At 59.8% G+C, this 19,320-nt stretch carries 16 protein-coding genes; 3 read left to right on the top strand and 13 right to left on the bottom strand.

From position 1 onward, the window contains the following. Positions 1-10 precede the first annotated feature (10 nt). The 6 genes from glgA to ACQ4OE_RS04065 form a co-directional block, all read right to left on the bottom strand. Positions 11-1,597, bottom strand: coding sequence for a glycogen synthase GlgA (gene glgA / locus ACQ4OE_RS04090; protein ID WP_122595786.1), 1,587 nt, complete (start codon positions 1,595-1,597; stop codon positions 11-13). Between the two features lie 616 nt (positions 1,598-2,213). Next, positions 2,214-3,167, bottom strand: coding sequence for a D-2-hydroxyacid dehydrogenase family protein (locus ACQ4OE_RS04085; protein WP_430945787.1), 954 nt, complete (start codon positions 3,165-3,167; stop codon positions 2,214-2,216). 13 nt (positions 3,168-3,180) lie between these two features. Then, positions 3,181-4,227 carry an alpha/beta fold hydrolase gene (locus ACQ4OE_RS04080; RefSeq protein ID WP_430945786.1) on the bottom strand — a complete coding sequence of 349 codons (1,047 nt, stop codon included), beginning with the start codon at positions 4,225-4,227 and terminating at the stop codon, positions 3,181-3,183. 102 nt (positions 4,228-4,329) lie between these two features. After that, complete coding sequence (locus ACQ4OE_RS04075; protein WP_430945785.1) at positions 4,330-4,764, bottom strand: YqaA family protein; 435 nt, start codon at positions 4,762-4,764, stop codon at positions 4,330-4,332. Continuing rightward, a complete protein-coding gene (locus tag ACQ4OE_RS04070) occupies positions 4,764-5,210 on the bottom strand; it encodes a DUF411 domain-containing protein (protein WP_122595790.1) in 447 nt (148 codons plus the stop codon). Before ACQ4OE_RS04070 ends, ACQ4OE_RS04075 begins: the two co-directional genes overlap by 1 nt. Before the next feature lie 298 nt (positions 5,211-5,508). After that, on the bottom strand, positions 5,509-7,500 hold the full coding sequence (locus ACQ4OE_RS04065; protein ID WP_122595791.1) for a methyl-accepting chemotaxis protein: 1,992 nt from the start codon (positions 7,498-7,500) through the stop codon (positions 5,509-5,511). 383 nt (positions 7,501-7,883) lie between these two features. On the opposite strand from ACQ4OE_RS04065, the gene ACQ4OE_RS04060 reads away from it, so the two are divergent. After that, the gene (locus ACQ4OE_RS04060) at positions 7,884-8,411 is read left to right on the top strand and encodes a hypothetical protein (protein ID WP_122595792.1); all 528 of its coding nucleotides are present in this window, start codon (positions 7,884-7,886) and stop codon (positions 8,409-8,411) included. Between the two features lie 45 nt (positions 8,412-8,456). Here the strand turns inward: ACQ4OE_RS04060 and ACQ4OE_RS04055 are convergent, their stop codons facing one another. From ACQ4OE_RS04055 to ACQ4OE_RS04030, 6 genes are all read right to left on the bottom strand, one after another. Continuing rightward, a complete protein-coding gene (locus ACQ4OE_RS04055; protein WP_430945784.1) occupies positions 8,457-9,395 on the bottom strand; it encodes a GNAT family N-acetyltransferase in 939 nt (312 codons plus the stop codon). Beyond that, entirely contained in the window at positions 9,383-10,684 is a 1,302-nt protein-coding gene (locus ACQ4OE_RS04050; protein WP_430945783.1) for an AMP-binding protein, read from the bottom strand. The genes ACQ4OE_RS04055 and ACQ4OE_RS04050 overlap by 13 nt, the downstream gene beginning before the upstream one ends. Before the next feature lie 27 nt (positions 10,685-10,711). Beyond that, positions 10,712-13,114 (bottom strand): acyl-CoA reductase, encoded by a 2,403-nt coding sequence (locus tag ACQ4OE_RS04045; RefSeq protein WP_430945782.1) that lies wholly within the window; start codon positions 13,112-13,114, stop codon positions 10,712-10,714. Between the two features lies 1 nt (position 13,115). Next, a complete protein-coding gene (locus ACQ4OE_RS04040) occupies positions 13,116-14,246 on the bottom strand; it encodes an acyl-protein synthase (RefSeq protein ID WP_430946041.1) in 1,131 nt (376 codons plus the stop codon). A gap of 13 nt (positions 14,247-14,259) precedes the next feature. After that, entirely contained in the window at positions 14,260-15,516 is a 1,257-nt protein-coding gene (locus tag ACQ4OE_RS04035; protein ID WP_430945781.1) for an MFS transporter, read from the bottom strand. A gap of 265 nt (positions 15,517-15,781) precedes the next feature. Beyond that, entirely contained in the window at positions 15,782-15,916 is a 135-nt protein-coding gene (locus tag ACQ4OE_RS04030) for a hypothetical protein (protein WP_277343544.1), read from the bottom strand. A 157-nt stretch (positions 15,917-16,073) separates the two neighbouring features. Here ACQ4OE_RS04030 and ACQ4OE_RS04025 point away from each other — a divergent pair, with 157 nt between their 5' ends. Then, complete coding sequence (locus ACQ4OE_RS04025; RefSeq protein WP_122595797.1) at positions 16,074-16,262, top strand: hypothetical protein; 189 nt, start codon at positions 16,074-16,076, stop codon at positions 16,260-16,262. A gap of 18 nt (positions 16,263-16,280) precedes the next feature. Here the strand turns inward: ACQ4OE_RS04025 and ACQ4OE_RS04020 are convergent, their stop codons facing one another. Continuing rightward, complete coding sequence (locus ACQ4OE_RS04020; RefSeq protein WP_122595798.1) at positions 16,281-16,658, bottom strand: fe2+ zn2+ uptake regulation protein; 378 nt, start codon at positions 16,656-16,658, stop codon at positions 16,281-16,283. 271 nt (positions 16,659-16,929) lie between these two features. Between ACQ4OE_RS04020 and ACQ4OE_RS04015 the strand changes: the two genes are divergently transcribed. Then, on the top strand, positions 16,930-19,275 hold the full coding sequence (locus tag ACQ4OE_RS04015; RefSeq protein ID WP_430945780.1) for an acylase: 2,346 nt from the start codon (positions 16,930-16,932) through the stop codon (positions 19,273-19,275). Positions 19,276-19,320: the final 45 nt, after the last annotated feature.

Below are 19,320 nucleotides of genomic sequence, written 5' to 3'. Positions count from 1 at the left end.
GACCTCCCTGTTACTTGTGAATCGCTTTACCCAAGGCCTTCGCCACCAGTTGTTCGTAGAGTTCGGCGTACGGTTCAACGGCTTTGCACCAGTTGAAGGGCGCAGCCATTGCCCGGCAACGCATGGCATTGAGCAGTTCAGGATAGGCGAAGACTTTGAACGCGCGGCTCAGAGCTTCTTGATAGCTTTCGGCGGTGGATTCATCGAAGAGGAACCCGGTGACGCCGTTTTCAATGGTGTCGGCAAGACCGCCGGTGTTGCGCGCAACCGGCAACGAGCCGAAGCGCTGGGCGTACATCTGGCTCAGACCGCAGGGTTCATAACGCGACGGCATCAGCAGGAAATCGCTGCCGGCGAACATGCGGCGAGCGTCGGTTTCGTTGAAACCGATGCGCACACCGATCTGGCCGGGGAAACGCAGCGCCAGGTCGCGCATGGCTTGTTCTTCTTCCGGCTCGCCACGACCGATGATTGCGATCTGGCCGCCGTTCTGCACGATGTATTCGGAAACCGCTTCGGTCAGATCCAGACCCTTCTGATACACCAGTCGCGACACCACAGCGAACAGCGGACCTTCGGAATCATTCAGTTCGAACAATTCGCGGACATGAGCGGCGTTGACCGCTTTGCCTTCCCAGTCACCAATGGCGAATGGTGCGAACAGGTGCGGATCCGTGGCGGCGTCCCAGCTCTCATCGATGCCGTTAGGGATGCCACTGAGCAAGCCTTGCTGGGTCTTGGCGGCGAGGAAACCGTCGAGGCCGCAGCCGAAATCCGGGGTGGTGATTTCCTGCGCGTAGGTCGCGCTGACCGTGGTGATGTGGCTCGAATACGCCATGCCGGCCTTGAGGAACGACATCTTGCCGTAGAACTCCATGCCTTCCTGTTGCAGGGCATGGTTGGGAATACCGAGTTCAGGGCACGATCCGAGGCTGGTCACGCCTTGATAGGCAAGATTGTGAATGGTGAACAGTGTTGGCGTGCGCTGCCCGCGCCAGTGCATATAAGCAGGGGCCAGACCGGCCGGCCAGTCATGGGCGTGCACCAGATCCGGGCACCAGTGGATTTGCGCGAGGTTGGCGGCGATGTCGGCAGCGGCCAGACCGAGGCGGGCGAAGCGAATGTGGTTGTCCGGCCAGTCGCGGCCATTGTTGGCGCCGTAAGGCGAGCCTTCGCGCTCGTACAGTTCAGGGCAGATCAACACGTAGATCACCAGACCGTCCGGCATGTCCATGCGGCCGATCTTGCACGGTGGCAGCGCAGCGTGGCCGCCGAGCTCGCCTATGATGTGGATCGGGTTCTCGCTGTGCATCACTTGCGGGTAACCGGGGATCAACACGCGCACATCGTGCAGATGCGCCATGGCGCGGGGCAGGGCAGCCGAAACGTCACCGAGGCCGCCGGTCTTCACCAGATCGGCGATTTCCGAGGTGACGAACAACACTTTTTTCTTGTTAGGGTTCTGGCTCGCTACTGGAGTCAGCGTCTTGGTGCCGGGGACGTTGATCTGCCGGCTGCCGGGAACGCTGATGGTGCTCGCTTCGCCAACCGCCTGCTGAGCACGCTCTCCCTGAATTTCCAATGCCGCACTGATCATATGAATCTCCCGTATCGTTGATCTGATTCTTGTCTCGAACAAGCGATGTCCATGGCCACATCCAGTAGCCGGGCGCAAACGCGCCACGCATCGGTGAGCAAACGCTACCCAACACGCGCAAGCAGAATGGGTGATTGGGCCGTTGCAAGGATTGCACCAGTCGCTTCGGCCCTGCCTTTCAGATGACCCGCCGCTTCGCGCAAAAGTTTCGACTTTTTTTCTGCGATGTGACCGACAGGTGTTGCCCCGAAAAATCCAGTCTAGGCCAGATCCTAGAGCGGGCCAGAGCAAATGGGTAAATTGTTCGACAATCGGTTTGCCGTTAACGGCAACTTGGCTTTTGCAGGGCAAACGCACCGACGAAGTGCAGGTTTTTTTATCAGGGAGGGCCAAAACGGTGACTGCTCGGTCACGATTTTGTGCTAGCGAGGAGGGCGGTCGCACTGTTGTGGTGCGAACAGTTTGTTGATGGGGTGACTGTTATGGCCCGTTCGCCAGCAAGCTCGCTCCCACGAGGAAATTTCAGCGGACAGAAAATCTGTTCCCGACGAAGATCCCCTGTGGGAGCGAGCCTGCTCGCGAAAGCGATGGTAGCTACACCACTGCTATGAAGGTCTCAATTCAACAGGCGAACCGTCTCCCCAGCCGCCCAAGCCTGAATATCCTCGATCATCTGCGAAAAGAACTGCTCATAGTTCTGCCGACTGACATACCCCACATGCGGCGTCGCCAACACATTGTCGAGTGTGCGAAACGGGTGCAGGGCCGGCAACGGCTCCTGATCGAACACATCCAGCGCCGCACCGGCGATCTGTTGTTTCTGCAACGCCTTGATCAGGGCCGCTTCGTCCACGATCGGCCCGCGTGCGGTGTTGACCAGCAGTGCCGTCGGTTTCATCCAGGCCAGCGCCTGCGCATCAACGAGACCGCGACTGCGTTCGCTGAGTACCAGATGCACCGACAACACGTCAGCCTGCTCGAACAGTTCCTGCTTGCTGACATAGGTCACACCGGCCTGTTCGGCCCGTTCAGCGGTGAGGTTTTCGCTCCAGGCGATCACCCGCATGCCGAACACCTGACCGAACTGTGCGACTTTCTGGCCGATGCTGCCGAGGCCCAGAATGCCCAGCGTCCGGCCATGCAAATCACCGCCGAGGCCTTGCTGCCATTGACCTGCACGCAAGGCGTTGGCTTCATTCAGCAGATTGCGCGTGGCCGCCATGATCAGCGCCCAGGTCAGTTCCGGTGCCGCGTGCTTGTAGCTGTCGGTGCCACAGACCTTGATGCCCAGTCTGGCCGCTGCCGGCATGTCCAGCGCCGCGTTGCGCATGCCGCCGGTCACCAGCAGTTTCAGATTGGGCAAGCGCTGGAGCAGGTCTTCATCGAAACGCGTGCGCTCGCGCATCACGCAAATCACCTGAAAGCGCTCCAGACGCTTGGCCAGCACCGGGTTATCCGCCGGATAGTCGTGGACGAAGGTCACTTCACCAAGGCTGTCGAGGACCGACCAGTCGACCACGTCGCGGGCGACATCCTGCCAGTCATCGATTACTGCAATCTGCACCGCCATCAGCCTTACCTCATCAAGGAATCGGGTTGGATTTGTTCAGCCAGCCGAGCAGGGCCTGATGGAACTTCGCCGGTTCTTCCATTTGCGGCGCGTGGCCCATGCCGGGGAATTCCACCAGCGTCGACTGCGGGATCAGTTTCGCCACCTGTTTACCCAGCACTTCATAGTGGCCGATTTTCGCTTTCACCTCCGGCGGCGCCAGGTCCTTGCCGATGGCGGTGGTGTCGGAGGTGCCGATCAACAGCAGTGTCGGCATTTTCAAGTCCTTGAACTCGTAGTACACCGGCTGGGTGAAAATCATGTCGTAGATCAGCGCCGAGTTCCACGCGACCTGGGTCTTGCCCGGGCCCTTGCTGAGACCGGCGAGCATGTCGACCCAACGATCGAATTCAGGCTTCCAGCGGCCATCGTAATAGGTCGTGCGCTCGTATTCGCGAATGCCTTGCGCGCTGACTTTCAGCTCGCGCTGATACCACTGGTCCACGGTGCGATAGGGAACACCCAGGGCTTTCCAGTCTTCCAGGCCGATCGGGTTGACCAGCGCCAGTTGATCGACCTGCTCCGGGAACAGCAGCGCATAGCGGGTGGCGAGCATGCCGCCGGTGGAGTGGCCGAGCAGCGTAGCTTTCTGGATGCCCAGCGCTTTGAGCAGTTGCTGAGTGTTGGTCGCCAGTTGCTGGAAGCTGTACTGATAGTTGTCGGGTTTGCTTGAGGTGCAGAAACCGATCTGATCCGGCGCGACCACGCGATAACCGGCTTCGCTCAGGGCTTTGATCGAACTGTCCCAAGTGGCGGCGCAAAAATTCTTGCCATGCATGAGCACCACGGTGCGGCCATTGGCCTTGCCGTGGGCGGCGACGTCCATGTAACCCATCTGCAGGGATTTGCCCTGAGACTGGAAAGCGAAATGTTTAAGGGTGTACGGGTATTCGAAACCTTGCAGCTCCGGGCCGTAAGCCGGGCCTTCGGCAGGCGCTGCATCGGTCGCAGCGTGAGCAAATAGCGGCAGCGCGGCGCTGAGGACCAGACCGGGCAGCCATCGGGAAACAGGGGCGGGCATAAGGACAAACTCCATTTCAAAATTGGACTGATGCTGGTGCGGCTGGATTACGTCGACGTTAAGCTCAGGCAATAACAACAGGCAATCGCCGGGCCTGATCGTTCAACCGAGCCAGCCGAGGGTCAACAGGGCGACCACGGCATAACGGGCGCCTTTGGCGAAGGTAACGATCAACAGAAAACGCCCGAGCGGTTCGCGCATGACCCCGGCAATCAGCGTCAGCGGATCGCCGATCACGGGCAGCCAACTGAGCAGCAGCGACCAATGCCCATAGCGCTCATAGTGCTTGCGCGCCACGGCCATGTGCCGGGGGCTGACCGGGAACCAGCGCCGATCCTGAAATCGTTCGATCCCGCGCCCCAGCCACCAATTGATCAGCGAACCGAGCACATTGCCCAGCGTCGCCACCGCCAGCAAACCCCACAGCCAATAACGGTCGCTGACGATCAAACCGACCAGTAAGGCCTCGGACTGCAGCGGCAACAAGGTCGCCGCGCCGAAGGCGGCAAAGAACAGCCCGAAATAAGCAGCGCCCATCAATGGGCCGGGTAATCCGCCACGACCACATCACTGCCGTCCTTTTTCAGGCCGATCACTTGGTAGGCATCGCTCATGCCGTCCATTTCCATTCCCGGCGAACCCATCGGCATGCCCGGCGCCGCGACGCCAAGAAGATCGTCGCGCTTGCTCAAGGCCAGCACCTGATCGGCCGGCACGTGGCCCTCGACGAACTTGCCATTGATGATCGCGGTGTGACACGACGCCAGGCGCGGTGGCACGCCGTGTTGTTGCTTGAAGCTGCTCATGTCGCTTTCGACGTGATCCTCGACCTTGAAACCATTGGCTTCGAGGTGGCTGATCCATTTTTTGCAGCAACCGCAATTGGCATCGCGGTGCACTTCGATGGGGATCAGGTCAGCGGCCTGAGCCAGGGAAGAGATGAACAGGGCGCTCAGGGCGACCAGACGCAGGTGGGTTCGCATAACGGGATCTCGACTCGGTTAGCGGTCAGAAAGGAGCGTATTTTGACCGGTTTTTCCTGCCCGGCATCAACGGAGTGTTTCCAGTTGCTACGAGGTGGATTGCCAGGATGATCGTAGATCAAGGCTGACAATTAACTGAGAGGGAGATGACAAAGTTGTCAGGCAGCTATTAACGCTGTGGGAGCGAGCCTGCTGGCGAAAGCAGTCGTTCAGGCACTTAAACAGCGACTGACAGAGTGCTTTCGCAAGCAGGCTCGCTCCCACAGGGGGTATCTGATTTGCAGAACCCCTTTATTGATCAACGGACTTTAAAGCGCCCCATGATTGCACTCACGCGGCTATTGGCTTCCAGCAATTGCCGGGTGTTGAGTTCGCTGGCCTGGCCGCTCTGCACCAGTTCATCGACCATGTGACGGATCTGCACCATGCTGCGGTTGATCTCTTCGGTCACGGCACTTTGCTGCTCGGCGGCCGTAGCGATTTGCGTGCTGAGGCTGTTGATGTGGCTAACCGAGCCGGCCATCTCGTCCAGGCCGGTGTTAACCCGCGCAGTGGCGTCGGCCGCCGATTGGCAGCTCGCCTGGGTGTTTTCCATGGCGCTGACCGAAGAACTCACGCCCTGAGTCAGGCGGGTCAACATTTCGTTGATTTCCGACGTGCTGGCCTGAGTGCGGGCGGCGAGCGCGCGAACTTCGTCTGCCACAACGGCAAAACCTCGACCTTGTTCACCGGCGCGGGCGGCTTCGATGGCCGCGTTGAGGGCAAGCAGGTTGGTCTGCCCGGCAATCGCACCGATGACGCCGAGAATCTCGGTGATCCGCTGCGCGTCCTGTTGCATGTTTTCCACTTTATGAGTGGCGCTGGCGACTTCATCGATCAACGCGACCACGCTGTTGGTGGCTTCACCCACCACCACGCGCGAGCGGTCGGCGTTTTCGTTGGCGCGCTGGGTGAAGGCCGCCGTTTCAGCGGCGTTCTGCGCCACGCTTTCGGCGGTCGAGCTCATTTCAGTGATTGCGGTGACGGTCTGATCGGTTTCCGAGGCATGGCGCAGCAGAATCTGGCTGGTGTGCGCCGAGGTACGTTGCAGGTTGTCGAGGCTCGACGCCATGGCGCCGGTGGCTTGGGTGACTTCGCCGATCATGTTTTGCAGGTAGGCGATGAACGTGTTGACCGAGTGGCCGATGGCGCCCAGTTCGTCTTCGGCACGAATGGTGATGCGCCGGGTCAGGTCGGCGTCGCCGCTGGACAGCAAGTCGATATTGGCTTTCAACGCTTTCATCCGCTGCACCAACTGACGGATCGCGTAGACCTGCAACAACACCAGCAGAATCACCAGCGGAATCTGCAACAGGCTTAGGCTGCTCAGCACATCGTCACGTTGGGCGGTGAGCATTTTGGTCGGCAGGGCGGTGGCGAGAAACCACGGCGTGCCCTCGATCGGGCGCATGAAGAAGGTGCTGGCTTCGCCGTTATTGTCGAATTCGACTCGCTGCGCCTGATCGCGGTTTTGCAGGCCGCTTTTCACCTGGCTGGCAAACGTCGAACTGCCGGCCAGATCACTGATGTTTTTCAACACGATCGGCCCGCTGATGCGCGAACTGTTGCTGATGATCTTGCCATCGGCCTCGACGATCAGCATTTCGGCGTTGAGGTCTTTTTCCTTGCGCGCGACCAGATCATTGAAGAAGCCGAGGGTCACGTCGATGGTCGACACGCCCCACGCCGAGCCGTTTTTCTGGATCGCCATGGCGCAGTTGGTGCGCGGTTCGGCGCTGGCGTCGTCTTTATAGGCTGCAGCCCAGGCGCACTGACCGCGCGGTGTGGCCATGCCGCCCTTGTACCAGCTCTGGTCGTAGTAATTGGGTGCGGCGTCACTGTTCCAGAACGTGTTCACGGCCAGTTTGCCGGAGGCATCGCGGTGCCAGAACGTGCTGAATTTGTTGCGTCCGGCCTCACGCTGGCCCGGCAGCGGCCAGATACCGCCGCCGAACACCTTGAGCTCGCCGTACTGATCGACCAGCCCCGGCAGCACGGTGTCGATGGCTGCGCTGTCCAGCAACGGGATGGTCTGGGTGATGCTGCGTTGCTGGGACTGAACCTTGTTCAGTTCGCCCTGGATCTGCTCGGCGACTTCGGCGATGCGGTTGAGCACGACCTGCTCTTCGGTCTGCCGCAGTTTGGGCGCAACCAACTGGCTGATACCGACGACGGTCAGGACCGACAGGAGCAGGATGAACAGAACCAGAAACAATGTGTAGCGAGCCTGAATGGTGCGGAATGCGGGCATGGAAACCGGTCCTTGAGCAGCGTTTCTTATAAGGGGGGGGCAGGGCAGAACAGTGCGGGTATCACCAGCTTATCGTCGGGTTAAAGAGAAGCTTTAGGTACATACGTCCTAAAAAGGCACGGGCCGACGACAGGCATGTACCGAGGTCGATACATTCAAACTAACCAGCTCGTTCGTTAGAGTGATTGGCCTAACCGGAAGGGTTATGCGAAAGGGCTCTGGCCCAATGGTTGTGGGGAAATGGGGATTTGTATCGTAAATGTACATAATTTGTAAAAAAGCGCAGAAACAGGTTGGAGCCATCAGTTTGCCAACCGATACTCGCGCCCATTCAAGTCGCTCAACAAGGATCTTTTCATGGTCATCTCTCAAGGAGTTTTTTCATGACAATCGGCTATACCGGTGCGTGGGAGAGCAAGGCCGGCGTTCTGGTGCGCAATGCCGGTGCGAAAAAAGAGGTCGGACACAGCGTCAAAGTGCAGCAGATGCTGACCAAGGTCGGTAATGATCCGAATGCAATTAACACCGCGGAAATGGACAAACAGGGCCTGCGCAAGCAAATCAAAGGCTTCAACCCCGCCGATGTATCTGTGAAGCAGTTGGGCAAACTGAGCGTGTTCCTTCGGGAGCGAGGGCTGATTTCCGAGGTCACTTCCTTCACGCTGCTCAATGCCGGGGAGAAATTCGACCGTTTTGGCGTGCAGAAAGACCCCGAAGCCCGCTTCAATGCTCTGGAATATTTCGCGACCCAGCTCGATGCCATTCAGACCAATGGGCTCAATGGCAATGCTTACGGGAAGAATCTGATTCCGGAATTCAAAAAGGCCATTTATGTCCTGCAGAACCTGAAAACCTACGGTGAAGGTAATGCGGCGTTGCCGACGGACAAGGGCGTCAAAGCCAAGGCCTGATGCCACTGAGCGGCCCGTTCCATGTTGGAACGGGCCGCTCTGCATTCACGCGCACGGTGTTGCTGTTTCGGTGAGCCGCGCGGCCTGCTGCTGAGCCCGGTCATGCAGCTGCTGCATATGCGGGCAATGCAACGTCATAACGCGCTGCCGATAGCCTCGGTGAAACAGCGCCAGCCAACCTTCCCCTGCTTCATCCGGGGCAATACCGGTGAACACGAAGCCGATTGTCGACAGACTCTGCAGGGCATCGGCAAAGCCATGGGCAAGCCTGAGCCTGATCGAAACCGTCCATTGCCTGGGTAACCGTTGCAGTTGCTTGAGCAAGCGGTTGTCGAGATTCTTCAAATACACATCATGGCGTCCCATGTGCTCCTCAAGGGTGAGTGATGGGCCGGTCCAGCGAGTGTCCTTGTCCTGTGTCCCGAACACCCTGCCTAAATGCTCCATGAAACACTTGCAGCTCTCGGGCCATTGCAATGCCGGCAGCGGCCGTCGATAGCTGTCGATTACGGTGTAGCCGATGACGATCGATTCAGGCAGCGGTTCGCCGAAAGGCGAAGGGACATAGTCCAGCAGCAGACCGGTGCTGACGAACCCCAGTCGGTCGGCCATGCGCTGGGTGTACGGGTGTTGGGTCACTTGCTTGATCGTCACGCCCCGACAGCTCAATGCCTGCGCATGTATCAGCAATTGCCGCCCTAATTGCGTGGCAATGTTCTGTCCGCGGGTGGCTGGATGAACCACGCTCAATGCCAGTTCGGCGATGTGCGCCCCTTCGTTTCTGAACAATGTCGCATGGCCGAGCATGGCGCTGCCTGTCACGGCGACCAGGGAATGCCAACGCCCGTCGCAATGGTTCTGGTTGATCATCAGCGGCAGATACACATGGGGTTGAACGTAATGATCACCATAAATGGCGCGGAACAGGCGACTGACCGCCGTCGCGTCGCCAGGGCGATAACTTCGCAGTGTCACGTCGTCCATGGGCGTTGCTCCGGACCGGGCGCTTCATAACGGCGTAAATCGCGTAGGCGCTGGCGTTTGCCGGAGCGTGGGTGACGGCTGAGGTCTTCTGCGCGGCAGCCCTCCACGAGCAGCTCAAGTCGACGGTCTGCGCGGAGTTGCGCGATCAGTGGGTAGTGCTGAACCAACGCCGCGTGCACAGCAGCGCTGATTGCACGGGTGTCGGCGTTCGTGGCCTCGCTCAGCCATTTGAGAGTCAGCACGTCGCGGGTGTCAGCCTGGCCGATAAGCAGTTGCCAGTCATCGCCACCCGTGATTCGTCGGACGATCGCGTCGATGTCGTCGGTCATCAGGGTCAGGCTGCCGACCCGCACGCGTGAGCTATTCGCGCTGCGGCCCTGCAAGGCAAATTTGCGCATGGGTACCCCGGCAGGCTCTCGCCAGCAGGCGAGATCTCCAACCGGATAGCGAATCAGCGGCATCAGGCGCCGCGTCAGGTTAGTGACCACTAAACGTCCGGTCACGCCGCAAGCATCGATCACTTCGCCGGTCTGCTCATCGAGGATCTCCAGCACGCTGTGACGTTCGAGCATGCGGTGTTCGCCCAAGGCACAGTCGCGTGCCGTGGCGCCAATAAAACCGGCGTCGACGCTGGCGTAGCCGATGGACGCGAATCGGGCGTTAGGGAAGACCCGGCGCAACAGCGGCAATTGCGTCGCGAAAAGACTTTCTCCGCCGTAGAGCAATGTATCGACACAGTCGAGGATCCGCGAATGGCTATGCAGCCAATCGGCAAAACTCAGTAAATGCGCGGGTACACCCGCCAGCACGTTGATCCGCTGCTGCACGATCGATTCGGCAAGGACTGATGACTCGACATGGCCGGTAAACGGGTACTCGGTCACGCCGGCCGTTTCATGTGCCAACGCGTCGTGGATGAAAATGAAGCTGGCGTACAGGTCGCCGACAAAAAACAGATTGGCGACGCGATCACCCGGCTCGAGTTGCGACGTCAGCTGATTGCCAAAGTCTTTCGCCAGTGTTTGCCATTCCTGGCGGGTGAACACGGACAGCTTGCCGGTGCTGGTGGTGCCGCCGGTTTTGAAAACCAGCGCACTGTCGATCGCCGCCGTCAGCACGGGCCATTGTTCGAGGTTCTGGCTGGTTTGCCAGTATTGCTGCGGATCCACCACAGGCAGTTCGCTGAGTGTGGCAACACCGTACGCAACGTGCTGCAAGTGCGTGGCGTAATACCGGGAATGCTGCCGTACGAAGTGGATCAGATGGTTGAGGGCATGGGATGTGTTCAAAGGTTCTCTCCTGAGAGGCGGGCACGCTCAACGACGCGCGTCGATCAGTTCCGGGATCTTTCCGCTGTGTTTGTTTTTGCTGAATTGCATTGGGTTGCAGCGTTCAACTTCCAGGCAAATCAATCCGTTGCGCAGCAATGTTGCCAACGTCGTGTAGGATTGGAGCCGAGCGTGGGTGTCAGATGGTTCCCTGTCGCAGCGCAACCGCAGGCGTTCCAGACCATCGGGCGCGTGATCGAGGAGCAACTGGAACGGCGCTTCCAGGTGACCGGCCAATTGGCTCAGACAGATGAAATCGGTGCCGATGCGCAGCAGTCGACCGTGCCGCTGCAATAGCTCGAAACGCGGCGAGGTCAGCCCGCAAGCGCAGAGGCCGGTGAGCCAGCGACCGGTGTCGCCGACGGCATAACGTTGCACGCGGTGGCTTTCCCGAGATCTGCAGGTAAACAACAGCCGCCCGATCTCATCGCCGGACACCGCGACGTCTTCATCCAGCGCGACAATCTCCAGTTGTTGAATATCGCTCATCAGGTGAAACACGCCGTCCTCGGTGACTGTGCACGCGTGCCCGAGTGGCCCCGCATCGACACTGCCGTACACCGCCGAACGCAGCGTGCGCACACCACAACGCTGGAGCAAGTCGCGACATGGAGCGCTGATGTGCTCACCGCCAAGAAAGACCTTGTCGATGCCGCCGTAGTCGCGCAGACGTTGCTCTTCGTTGAGGAACAATCGGTGCACCGTGCTCGGCATGCCGATCAGAACGTTGACGCGCTGTTCGACGATCAGCTGGGCGATCTCGCTGTAATCGTCGTCGGCGGGTGCGCCCATGGGCAGTTGAGTGACGCCGGACAGTTCCAGCACTTTGGCAAAACTGTAGAAGCCGCCGTAGAGCCCGCCGCAAAAAAACAGATTCATGACTCTGTCGCGCGTGGCGTCCAGACCGGCGGCGAACAGCCCGTCGGCCGTTGCGCGCATCTGTCGCTGAAAGTCGCGATAGCTGTAGCCGGACAGGGCGGGCGTGCCACTGCTGCCTCCGGAGCGGAAGAACAATTGCGCCGCAGGCGAAGGCGCGTGCTTGGTGAACGCGTCCTTGTCCATGATCGGCAACCCCGCCGAAGGCAGCGCAGCGGCTGGCCGGTCGAGCGTTGCATGGTTGCGCAAGTGTTTCGCTGACACGCTGACCGAGACGCGGCGACTCAAACGTTGCAGCGCGTAAACACCGTCATGAGGTTCTCCGTCGTAACCCTCGTGAACCGCCTCAACCGGTGCGATGCGCGTCACGCCCGCCGCAATCAGTGTTCGCGACAATTCGCCAATCTCCGACGGCAGGCAGGCCAGCGCACAACTTTGCAGCACATTGCGCCACGGCAGCAGCGTTTGGGTGATCAGCGCCCGAGGCAACGGTTTGAGCAGCAGTGTGCGAAACAACGGCGAGGGTGTCAGCTGTCGATCATGGGTCCAGACCACTCGCCAGCCGGGCGCACTCCAGACTTCACCGGTCAGGCCGGAAAAGCTTTTGCCGAGCCGTGCCATGGCCAAGTGCGTGGTGATTTCCGATGCTTCCTGAACAGTCGGCAGCAGCGCTGGCCATCGCCCGGCGCGCCGTTCGAAGGCTTTCGCGAGGGAAGCACCGATTGAGCTGAGCACCTGCGGATCGTCGTTGTCGACCAGCAACCATTGCGGGCTGGAACAGGCTTGCTGATCAAGACGACACACTTCATCAGCTACGGCGTCGAACGCGTCATCGCTGGCGGCGTCTGTTGTCAGATAAACGAAGCTGATGCGGTGCCCCCAGTCGATCCAGCGGCACCCTGGCGGAAGCTGCGCGCGGATGGCTTGCAACGCCGTTTCCCCACCCCATGCCGAGACGCCATCGGCCAACTTGCAGAGGCGGCCGATGTCTGCGGTCGCAGCCGGCAGCACGGCGAGGTAATGACGCAGTTGACCGCTCGGATCGCATTGCAGCAAGCCGCTGAGCAACTGTGCCGTCAGCCCGCGATCACTGCTGCTGGGGCGCAGCCAGTTGATATTGCCGGCCAGCAGGCTTTCAATCACGGCGCAGAAAGCCAGTAGCGGCGCGTTGCCCGGCGTTATGTGAACGACCAGGCCCAAAGGCGCCCAGCGTTCGAAATGAGCCACGCGATAATTGAGACGGCGCAGGGAGTTCGGTTGATCGCCCAGTTCACGTTCGAGCTTGGTGCGCAGGGCGTCAGGCTGACAAAAGTCGATCAATGCCTGGCGCTGCTCGTTTTCCAGTGGCAGCCACGCTGCGTCACTGTGTAACCGTTGAGCAAAGTGGCACGCAGCGTTAATGACCGTGGCGCTCTCCAACGGCGTGTCGAGGTGCTGCGGCAAGGTTTGCTCAAGCACGCCCAGCGCTTTATCGAAGTTGAACGCCGGATGCAGTTGTCCATCGATCAAATACATATCAATGCCTCCCCAGCAGTTCGGCGGCCGCCATGGCGCAACTTCGGCCCGCCTGGGTGCCGGCACGGCCATGCAACTCGAACCAGTCGCGGTTCAAACCGCAGCCGCAAGCAGAGCCGGGATGCAGCGTCGCCAAATCGCTCATGACCACGGCATGCGCGGGGCTGGACGAGATGTACGGCGACACGAATCCCAGCAGGCCGCGCTGGCCGTAGCCAAGGACGGACAGATCTGCGCTGTCGCGTATGAAAACTTGCGCGTAGACCGGCACATGAAAATGATGCTGAGCGCATTCGATATACGGCACCGCGTGTTCCACCGCGCCATAACCGTCGCGGCAACGGCTGGGCGCAATACCCAGTTGTTGCTGGATACGTGCATACAGTTGCGCCTTGGCAATCTCTTGCGCCGCCTGGGTTTTCCAGCCTCCGCCGAAAAAGGCCAGCGAACCGGCGGGCAGTTGCAGGTTGGCCACGCCAGTAGCCTGCATGTGCTGCAGCGTCTGCCAGAGGAACGCGGGGAAACCGAAAATCCGCACCGGCAGGCCTTCTTCAGCGAAGGACTGCAGCGCGGCGATGATGCCGAACACGTCGAATTGATGGCTGTAGCCCGTGTGGCGTAAGGCGTAAGCGACACGGTTGACCGGGGCGAAACGGCAGAGGAATTGATCGGTATAGGACGTGCCCAGCGTGATCTGACCGCGCGGCTCGTAGCTCAACAGAAGATAGTTGCAGGGCGTCCCGGGGGTGATCCAGCCGTAATGAATGAAGATCCGTTCGACCATGAACTGCGCGCCGGCGAGGCTGCGTTGGTCATAGCGCATGCGGCTTTTCTGGCCGCTGGTGCCCGACGAGGTCAATTCCAGTGCCTGCTCGCCTGTCGAACTGAGGATCGGCTGTTGTTTAAAAAAGTTGGCGAAAATCGGTGGCAGCGTTGACCAGTCCTCAAGGCTGTCCAGATCCTCCGGGCGGAGTCCATTGGCCTCGAGCCAGTGGTCATAACCCGGGGTGTGCAGGCGGTGAAAGTGGCAGATTTCACGCATGGCCCGGTCAAACAGACCAGGTGGCACGCGCTCCGTGCAATAGGGCTGCGTTAGCGCGCAAAGCGCATCGCCGTGGGGGAATGAAGTCATCATCAATAATCCATTATTGAGTAGAAGGGGAGGAGTCAGGCGCGCGCGAATCGTCACGCAACACCTGCTGCAGAAAAGGCAGGCACAGCAATCCGCCGGCGGTGGCCAACAGCGCAAAAAACCCCAGACTGTTGCCGCCGCCGACGCTGGCAATGAGTGCTCCACCGGCACCCATGACGGCTATGGAAAGCATGCCGATCATGGCCGACATCAAGCCTTTGCTGTCATCGCTGGCAAACAATGCCAGCCGGTACAACGCGGCATAGCTCATGCCCAGGCCCACCGCATACATCGCCAGTGCGCTGACGGTCCAGGTCAGTGAATCGCTCGCAAAGGCACTGGTGAGCAGCAACAGCAGGCCGCAGCCGTAGGGCCACACTGCCCGGCGAATCAACGTTGGCAGCGAACAGGTCGGCAGCAATCGATGCAGAATCAGGTTGCCGACGATCACCGCTGAGAACACCGGGATCTGCCACAGTCCGTATTCCATGGCGGTGACACCCTGTACTTGCATCAACAGCAAGGGGGCGAGGCCAATCCAGGCAATCAGCGGCAGGCTCATCAGTCCCAGGGCGAGGCTGGCGCAGACAAACAGCGGGTTGCGCAACAAAGCGAAGTAACGCTGTCGCATCTGTTTCAGATTCAAAGCGACAGGGGCCAGCGGCGGGCCCTGCCGGCGCGGCGTGCCAACGGTCTCCGGCATGCTGATGAACAGCCCCAGCCAGGCCAGCGCTGCGGCAACGCTCAAGCCAAGAAACAACTGCCGCCAGCTCAACCATTCCAGCAGCACGCTGCCCAGCAGCGGGGCCAGCAACGGCGACAACAGGGCAACATTGCCAAGCAGCGCCATGAGCCTGACGGCGTCGGCCTCGCAGAACACTTCCTGCAATGCCGGATAGCTGACAGCGACGACAAATCCCAGGCCCATGCCTTGTATCAGGCGCAGTACGTTGAAGGCTTCAATGGTTCGCGTGAGCAGTGCGCCGGCACAGGCCAGGGCAAACAGTGAACTGCCGATCAGCAACAACCGTCGCCGGCCAAAACGATCAGACAGGGGGCCAATCAGCCATTGCAGGCAGACGCCCCCGATCAGGTAGAGGTTGAAAGCGTTCGGGACGTGACGTGGATCCGCCGCGAACTCATCGGTGATCAGCAACATGGCCGGCATGATCATGTCACTGGCCATGTAAGTGAGTAACTCAAAAAGGGCGACAGCCAGGCAAAAGCCGATGGCATGCCAGCGTTCGATGTTTATTAAAGTCCTCTGCATAAACGTCCTTGTGTTTAATCTTCAGGAAGGTTGTGCAGAGACTAGAGGCAGACGCAGGCGGAATCTAACGACGTGCTGCGACATTAGATTTCAAATACTTACAGCGTGTTTATAAAGAGCAGTGTAAGTCGCCATGGGCAACAGATGGTTATGGGGCGCGCAAAAAAATGCCCGCCGGTTGGCGGGCATCGGTAGCGCTTTTGATGGTCTATCGGATCCCTGCGCCCAGACTCAGCAGTCAAGGCGCAAGGCGAACAATCCTGTTCTATCGGTGGTAATAACCAGGCCCGCCGCCGTAGTAGCGGTGATGATCATGCCCGCCGCCGTGGGGGAAAATGATGCAGCCACTCAGTGTGAGTACGGCCAGCAAGGGAATCAGCCAGGTGATTCGACGCAGCATTTCAAAAATCCTCATGGTGATGCCGCCATGAAGCCAAAACTCTTCAGCGGCTGTAACATGAGACCCCGTTTGTGCCGTCGCATCCCCGTGAAACGGTAAGTGCATGGCATGCAAATCGATACAAACCGGATACATTTCAAAGTTTCAGGAAGCCGCAATGACCCAAAAGCAACGCTTTATATATTCGATTCTGATCGCCGTGTCCGTACTGGCGATCATGCTCGGCCTGTCCTGGGCGCAAAACGCCGAGATCATCAGTCAGAAGACGTTTCAGTACGTCGCCATCGGCGTGGCAGTGGTGGTGGTCGTGATCAACGCCGTGATGCGCCGCAAGGTCAAGCCTTGACGGCGATCACCACGCCCTTCAGTCGTTACTGAGGACGGCAGCAGCCTGTGGATGCAGGCTGTAGCTCTTGTCCGCATTGAAGGTGATCACGCCTTCGGCGCACAGGCGCTTGAGCACTTCGCGCACGCTGAGGAAGGACAATGGAATGTCCAGATCCAGCAATTGGCTATGTACGCCGCGCACGCCCAAACGGCGGTCGCTCTGCGCGGCGACCAGCAGGGCATCGATGACTTTCAGACGGATCAGGCTGGTGCGCAGCCCAAAGCTCTTGAGCAGCAAACGGATGCGTTCATTGCCATGACGCTCGACGTGTTGCCCGAAATCGCTCGCGTGGTTGCTCATCGAAGCTCCTTGTGGGGCCTGGCTACCTTCCGTTGGTAGTTGCGAGTTGTACATGCGGTTACTCCTTTTCAGAGCCTGATCAGGAAAGGTTTTTCGTGCTCTCTCATAACAAGACGTATCAGCTCGACAAATCATGAAAGAAAAGATGTAGAAAATTTGTCGGCAATTCGTCCTTTCCCTGTGATACGCCGCAATTTCGGGCCCCGGCGGGCTAATTTTTTTTTACCTGATTCGTTTACCGGAGAGGCCCTCTGCGCATGTTCGCGTGGGCGTTTTTGGCGGCGCAAACCTTGCGCGCCTTTAGCTATTTCGATCAGGAGCGAGCGTGATTAATTCCAGGCAGCTAACCGGGCTGGCACTTGCCGGCATGTTTCTCGGGCTGAGCCTGTCGGCGCATGCATTGAGTCCCGCCGCGCAAACCGGCGCGGACATTCGCCGCACGCAGTTTGGCGTACCGCACATTCGCGCTCAGGACGAACGTGGCTTGGGTTTTGGTATCGGCTACGCCTATGCGCAGGACAACCTGTGCTTGCTGGCCAATGAAATCGTCACGGTCAACGGCGAGCGTTCGCGGTTTTTCGGGCCGGACCAGTTCACCGTCGAGGAGCGGGAAAACCGCGTCAGCGATGTGTTCTTCAATTGGCTCAACACCCCGGAGGCGGTTCAGTCTTTCTGGCAGGCGCAACCGCTTGAAGTGCGCAATCTGGTGGAAGGCTACGCCGCCGGTTACAACCAGTTTCTCGCCGAGCGCCGCCAGCAGGGTTTACCCCAGCAATGCCAGGGCGAGTGGGTACGCGACATCGCCGCCGAAGACCTGGTCAAGCTGACCCGGCGTCTGCTGGTGGAGGGGGGCGTCGGGCAGTTCGCCGAAGCCCTGGCCGGGGCTACGCCGCCGCAAGCCACGGCGCAATCAGGCAGCGATGCCCGTGCTTATCAATTGGCTGATGCACGCCAGCAGCGCTTCGCGCTCGATCGTGGCAGCAACGCGGTAGCGGTTGGTAGCGAGCGTTCCTTCAATGGTCGCGGCATGCTCCTGGCCAACCCGCATTTTCCGTGGGTCGGCGGCATGCGCTTCTATCAGATGCACCTGACCATTCCCGGCAAACTCGATGTGATGGGCGCGGCATTGCCGGGCCTGCCGATGATCAACATCGGTTTCAACCAGCATCTGGCCTGGACGCACACGGTCGATGCTTCCAAGCATTTCACCCTGTATCGCCTGCAACTCGATCCGAAGGATCCGACCCGCTATCTGCTCGATGGCAAGTCGCTGCCGCTGAACAAGCAGACGGTGACCGTGCAGGTCAAACAGCCTGACGGACAGGTGGTTGCGGTCAAGCGAGACATCTATAGCTCGCAATTCGGCCCGATCGTGCAATGGCCGGGCAAGCTCGACTGGGACAACCAGTTTGCCTACAGCCTGCGCGACGCCAACCTCGACAATGACCGCGTGCTCAAACAGTGGTATGCGATGAATCAGGCCTCGACCCTCAAGGATCTGCAGGATTCGGTGCACTCGATTCAGGGCATTCCGTGGGTCAACACGCTGGCGGTGGATGACAAGGGGCAGACGCTCTACATGAACCTGTCGGTGGTGCCGAACGTCAACGCCGAGAAACTGGCCAAGTGCAGCGATCCGCGCGCCGGGTTGCGCATGATTGTGCTGGACGGTTCCAACAGCGCTTGCGCGTGGGACATCGACCCGCAGGCGGCGCAGAAGGGCATTTACGCCTCCAGCCAACTGCCGCAACTGTTGCGCAAAGACTTCGTGCAACACTCCAACGATTCAGCGTGGCTGGCTAACCCGGCACAACCGCTGACCGGTTTTTCGCCGCTGATCAGCCAGGACGGCCAGCCATTGGGCCTGCGTTCGCGTTTTGCGCTGGATCGCCTGAGCGCGTTGAGCCAAAAGGGCACGCTGGCGGTGAAAGACCTGCAACAGATGGTCATGGACGATCAGGTTTATCTGGCTAAACAAGTCATGCCGGATTTGCTCAAGTTCTGTGCTGCCGAGCAGGGCGCCGATGCCGCTGCGTTAAAACCGGTGTGTGTCAGCCTCAAGCAGTGGGATGGCCGGGCGAACCTCGATTCAGGCCCAGGGCTGGTGCACTTCCAGAACATCATGCAGGTGCTGCAGGAATCGCCGGATGTGTGGCGAGTGGCGTTCGATCCCAAGGATGCGCAAAACACCCCGCGCGGCTTGGCGGTCGAGCAGGCGCCGGTGGCCAAGGCCCTGCGGGAAGCGATGCTGGCGTCCGTGGCGACGGCGGAAAAAATGGGCCTCAAGGCTGACACGCGCTGGGGCGATATTCAGGTCGTCAGCAGCGGCGGCCAGCAGACGCCGATCCACGGCGGGCCGGGCACGCTGGGCATCTACAACGCCATCCAGAGTGTGCCGCGTGAAGACGGCAAACTCGAAGTGGTCAGCGGCACCAGTTATCTGCAAGTGGTGACGTTCGACAACAAGGGGCCGCACGCGCAGGGCTTGCTGGCGTTCTCGTTGTCCAGTGATCCGGCGTCGAAATACTCCCGCGATCAGACCCAGGCGTTCTCGAAGAAACAGTGGAGTGTGCTGCCGTTCACCGAGCAGCAGATCAAGGCTGATCCGCAGTATCAACTGCAGACGGTTCGCGAGGCGGTGAACAAGAAAGGCGAGGTGGCAGCGCAATAACCGCTGACAGCAGTCTAGACAAATAAGAAGGCCGCTCCTCGCAAG

Source organism: Pseudomonas sp. WC2 (assembly GCF_050586545.1).
Lineage (GTDB): Bacteria > Pseudomonadota > Gammaproteobacteria > Pseudomonadales > Pseudomonadaceae > Aquipseudomonas.
Note: the sequence above shows the minus strand (reverse complement) of the source record. Positions and strands in the feature narration are given on the sequence as shown.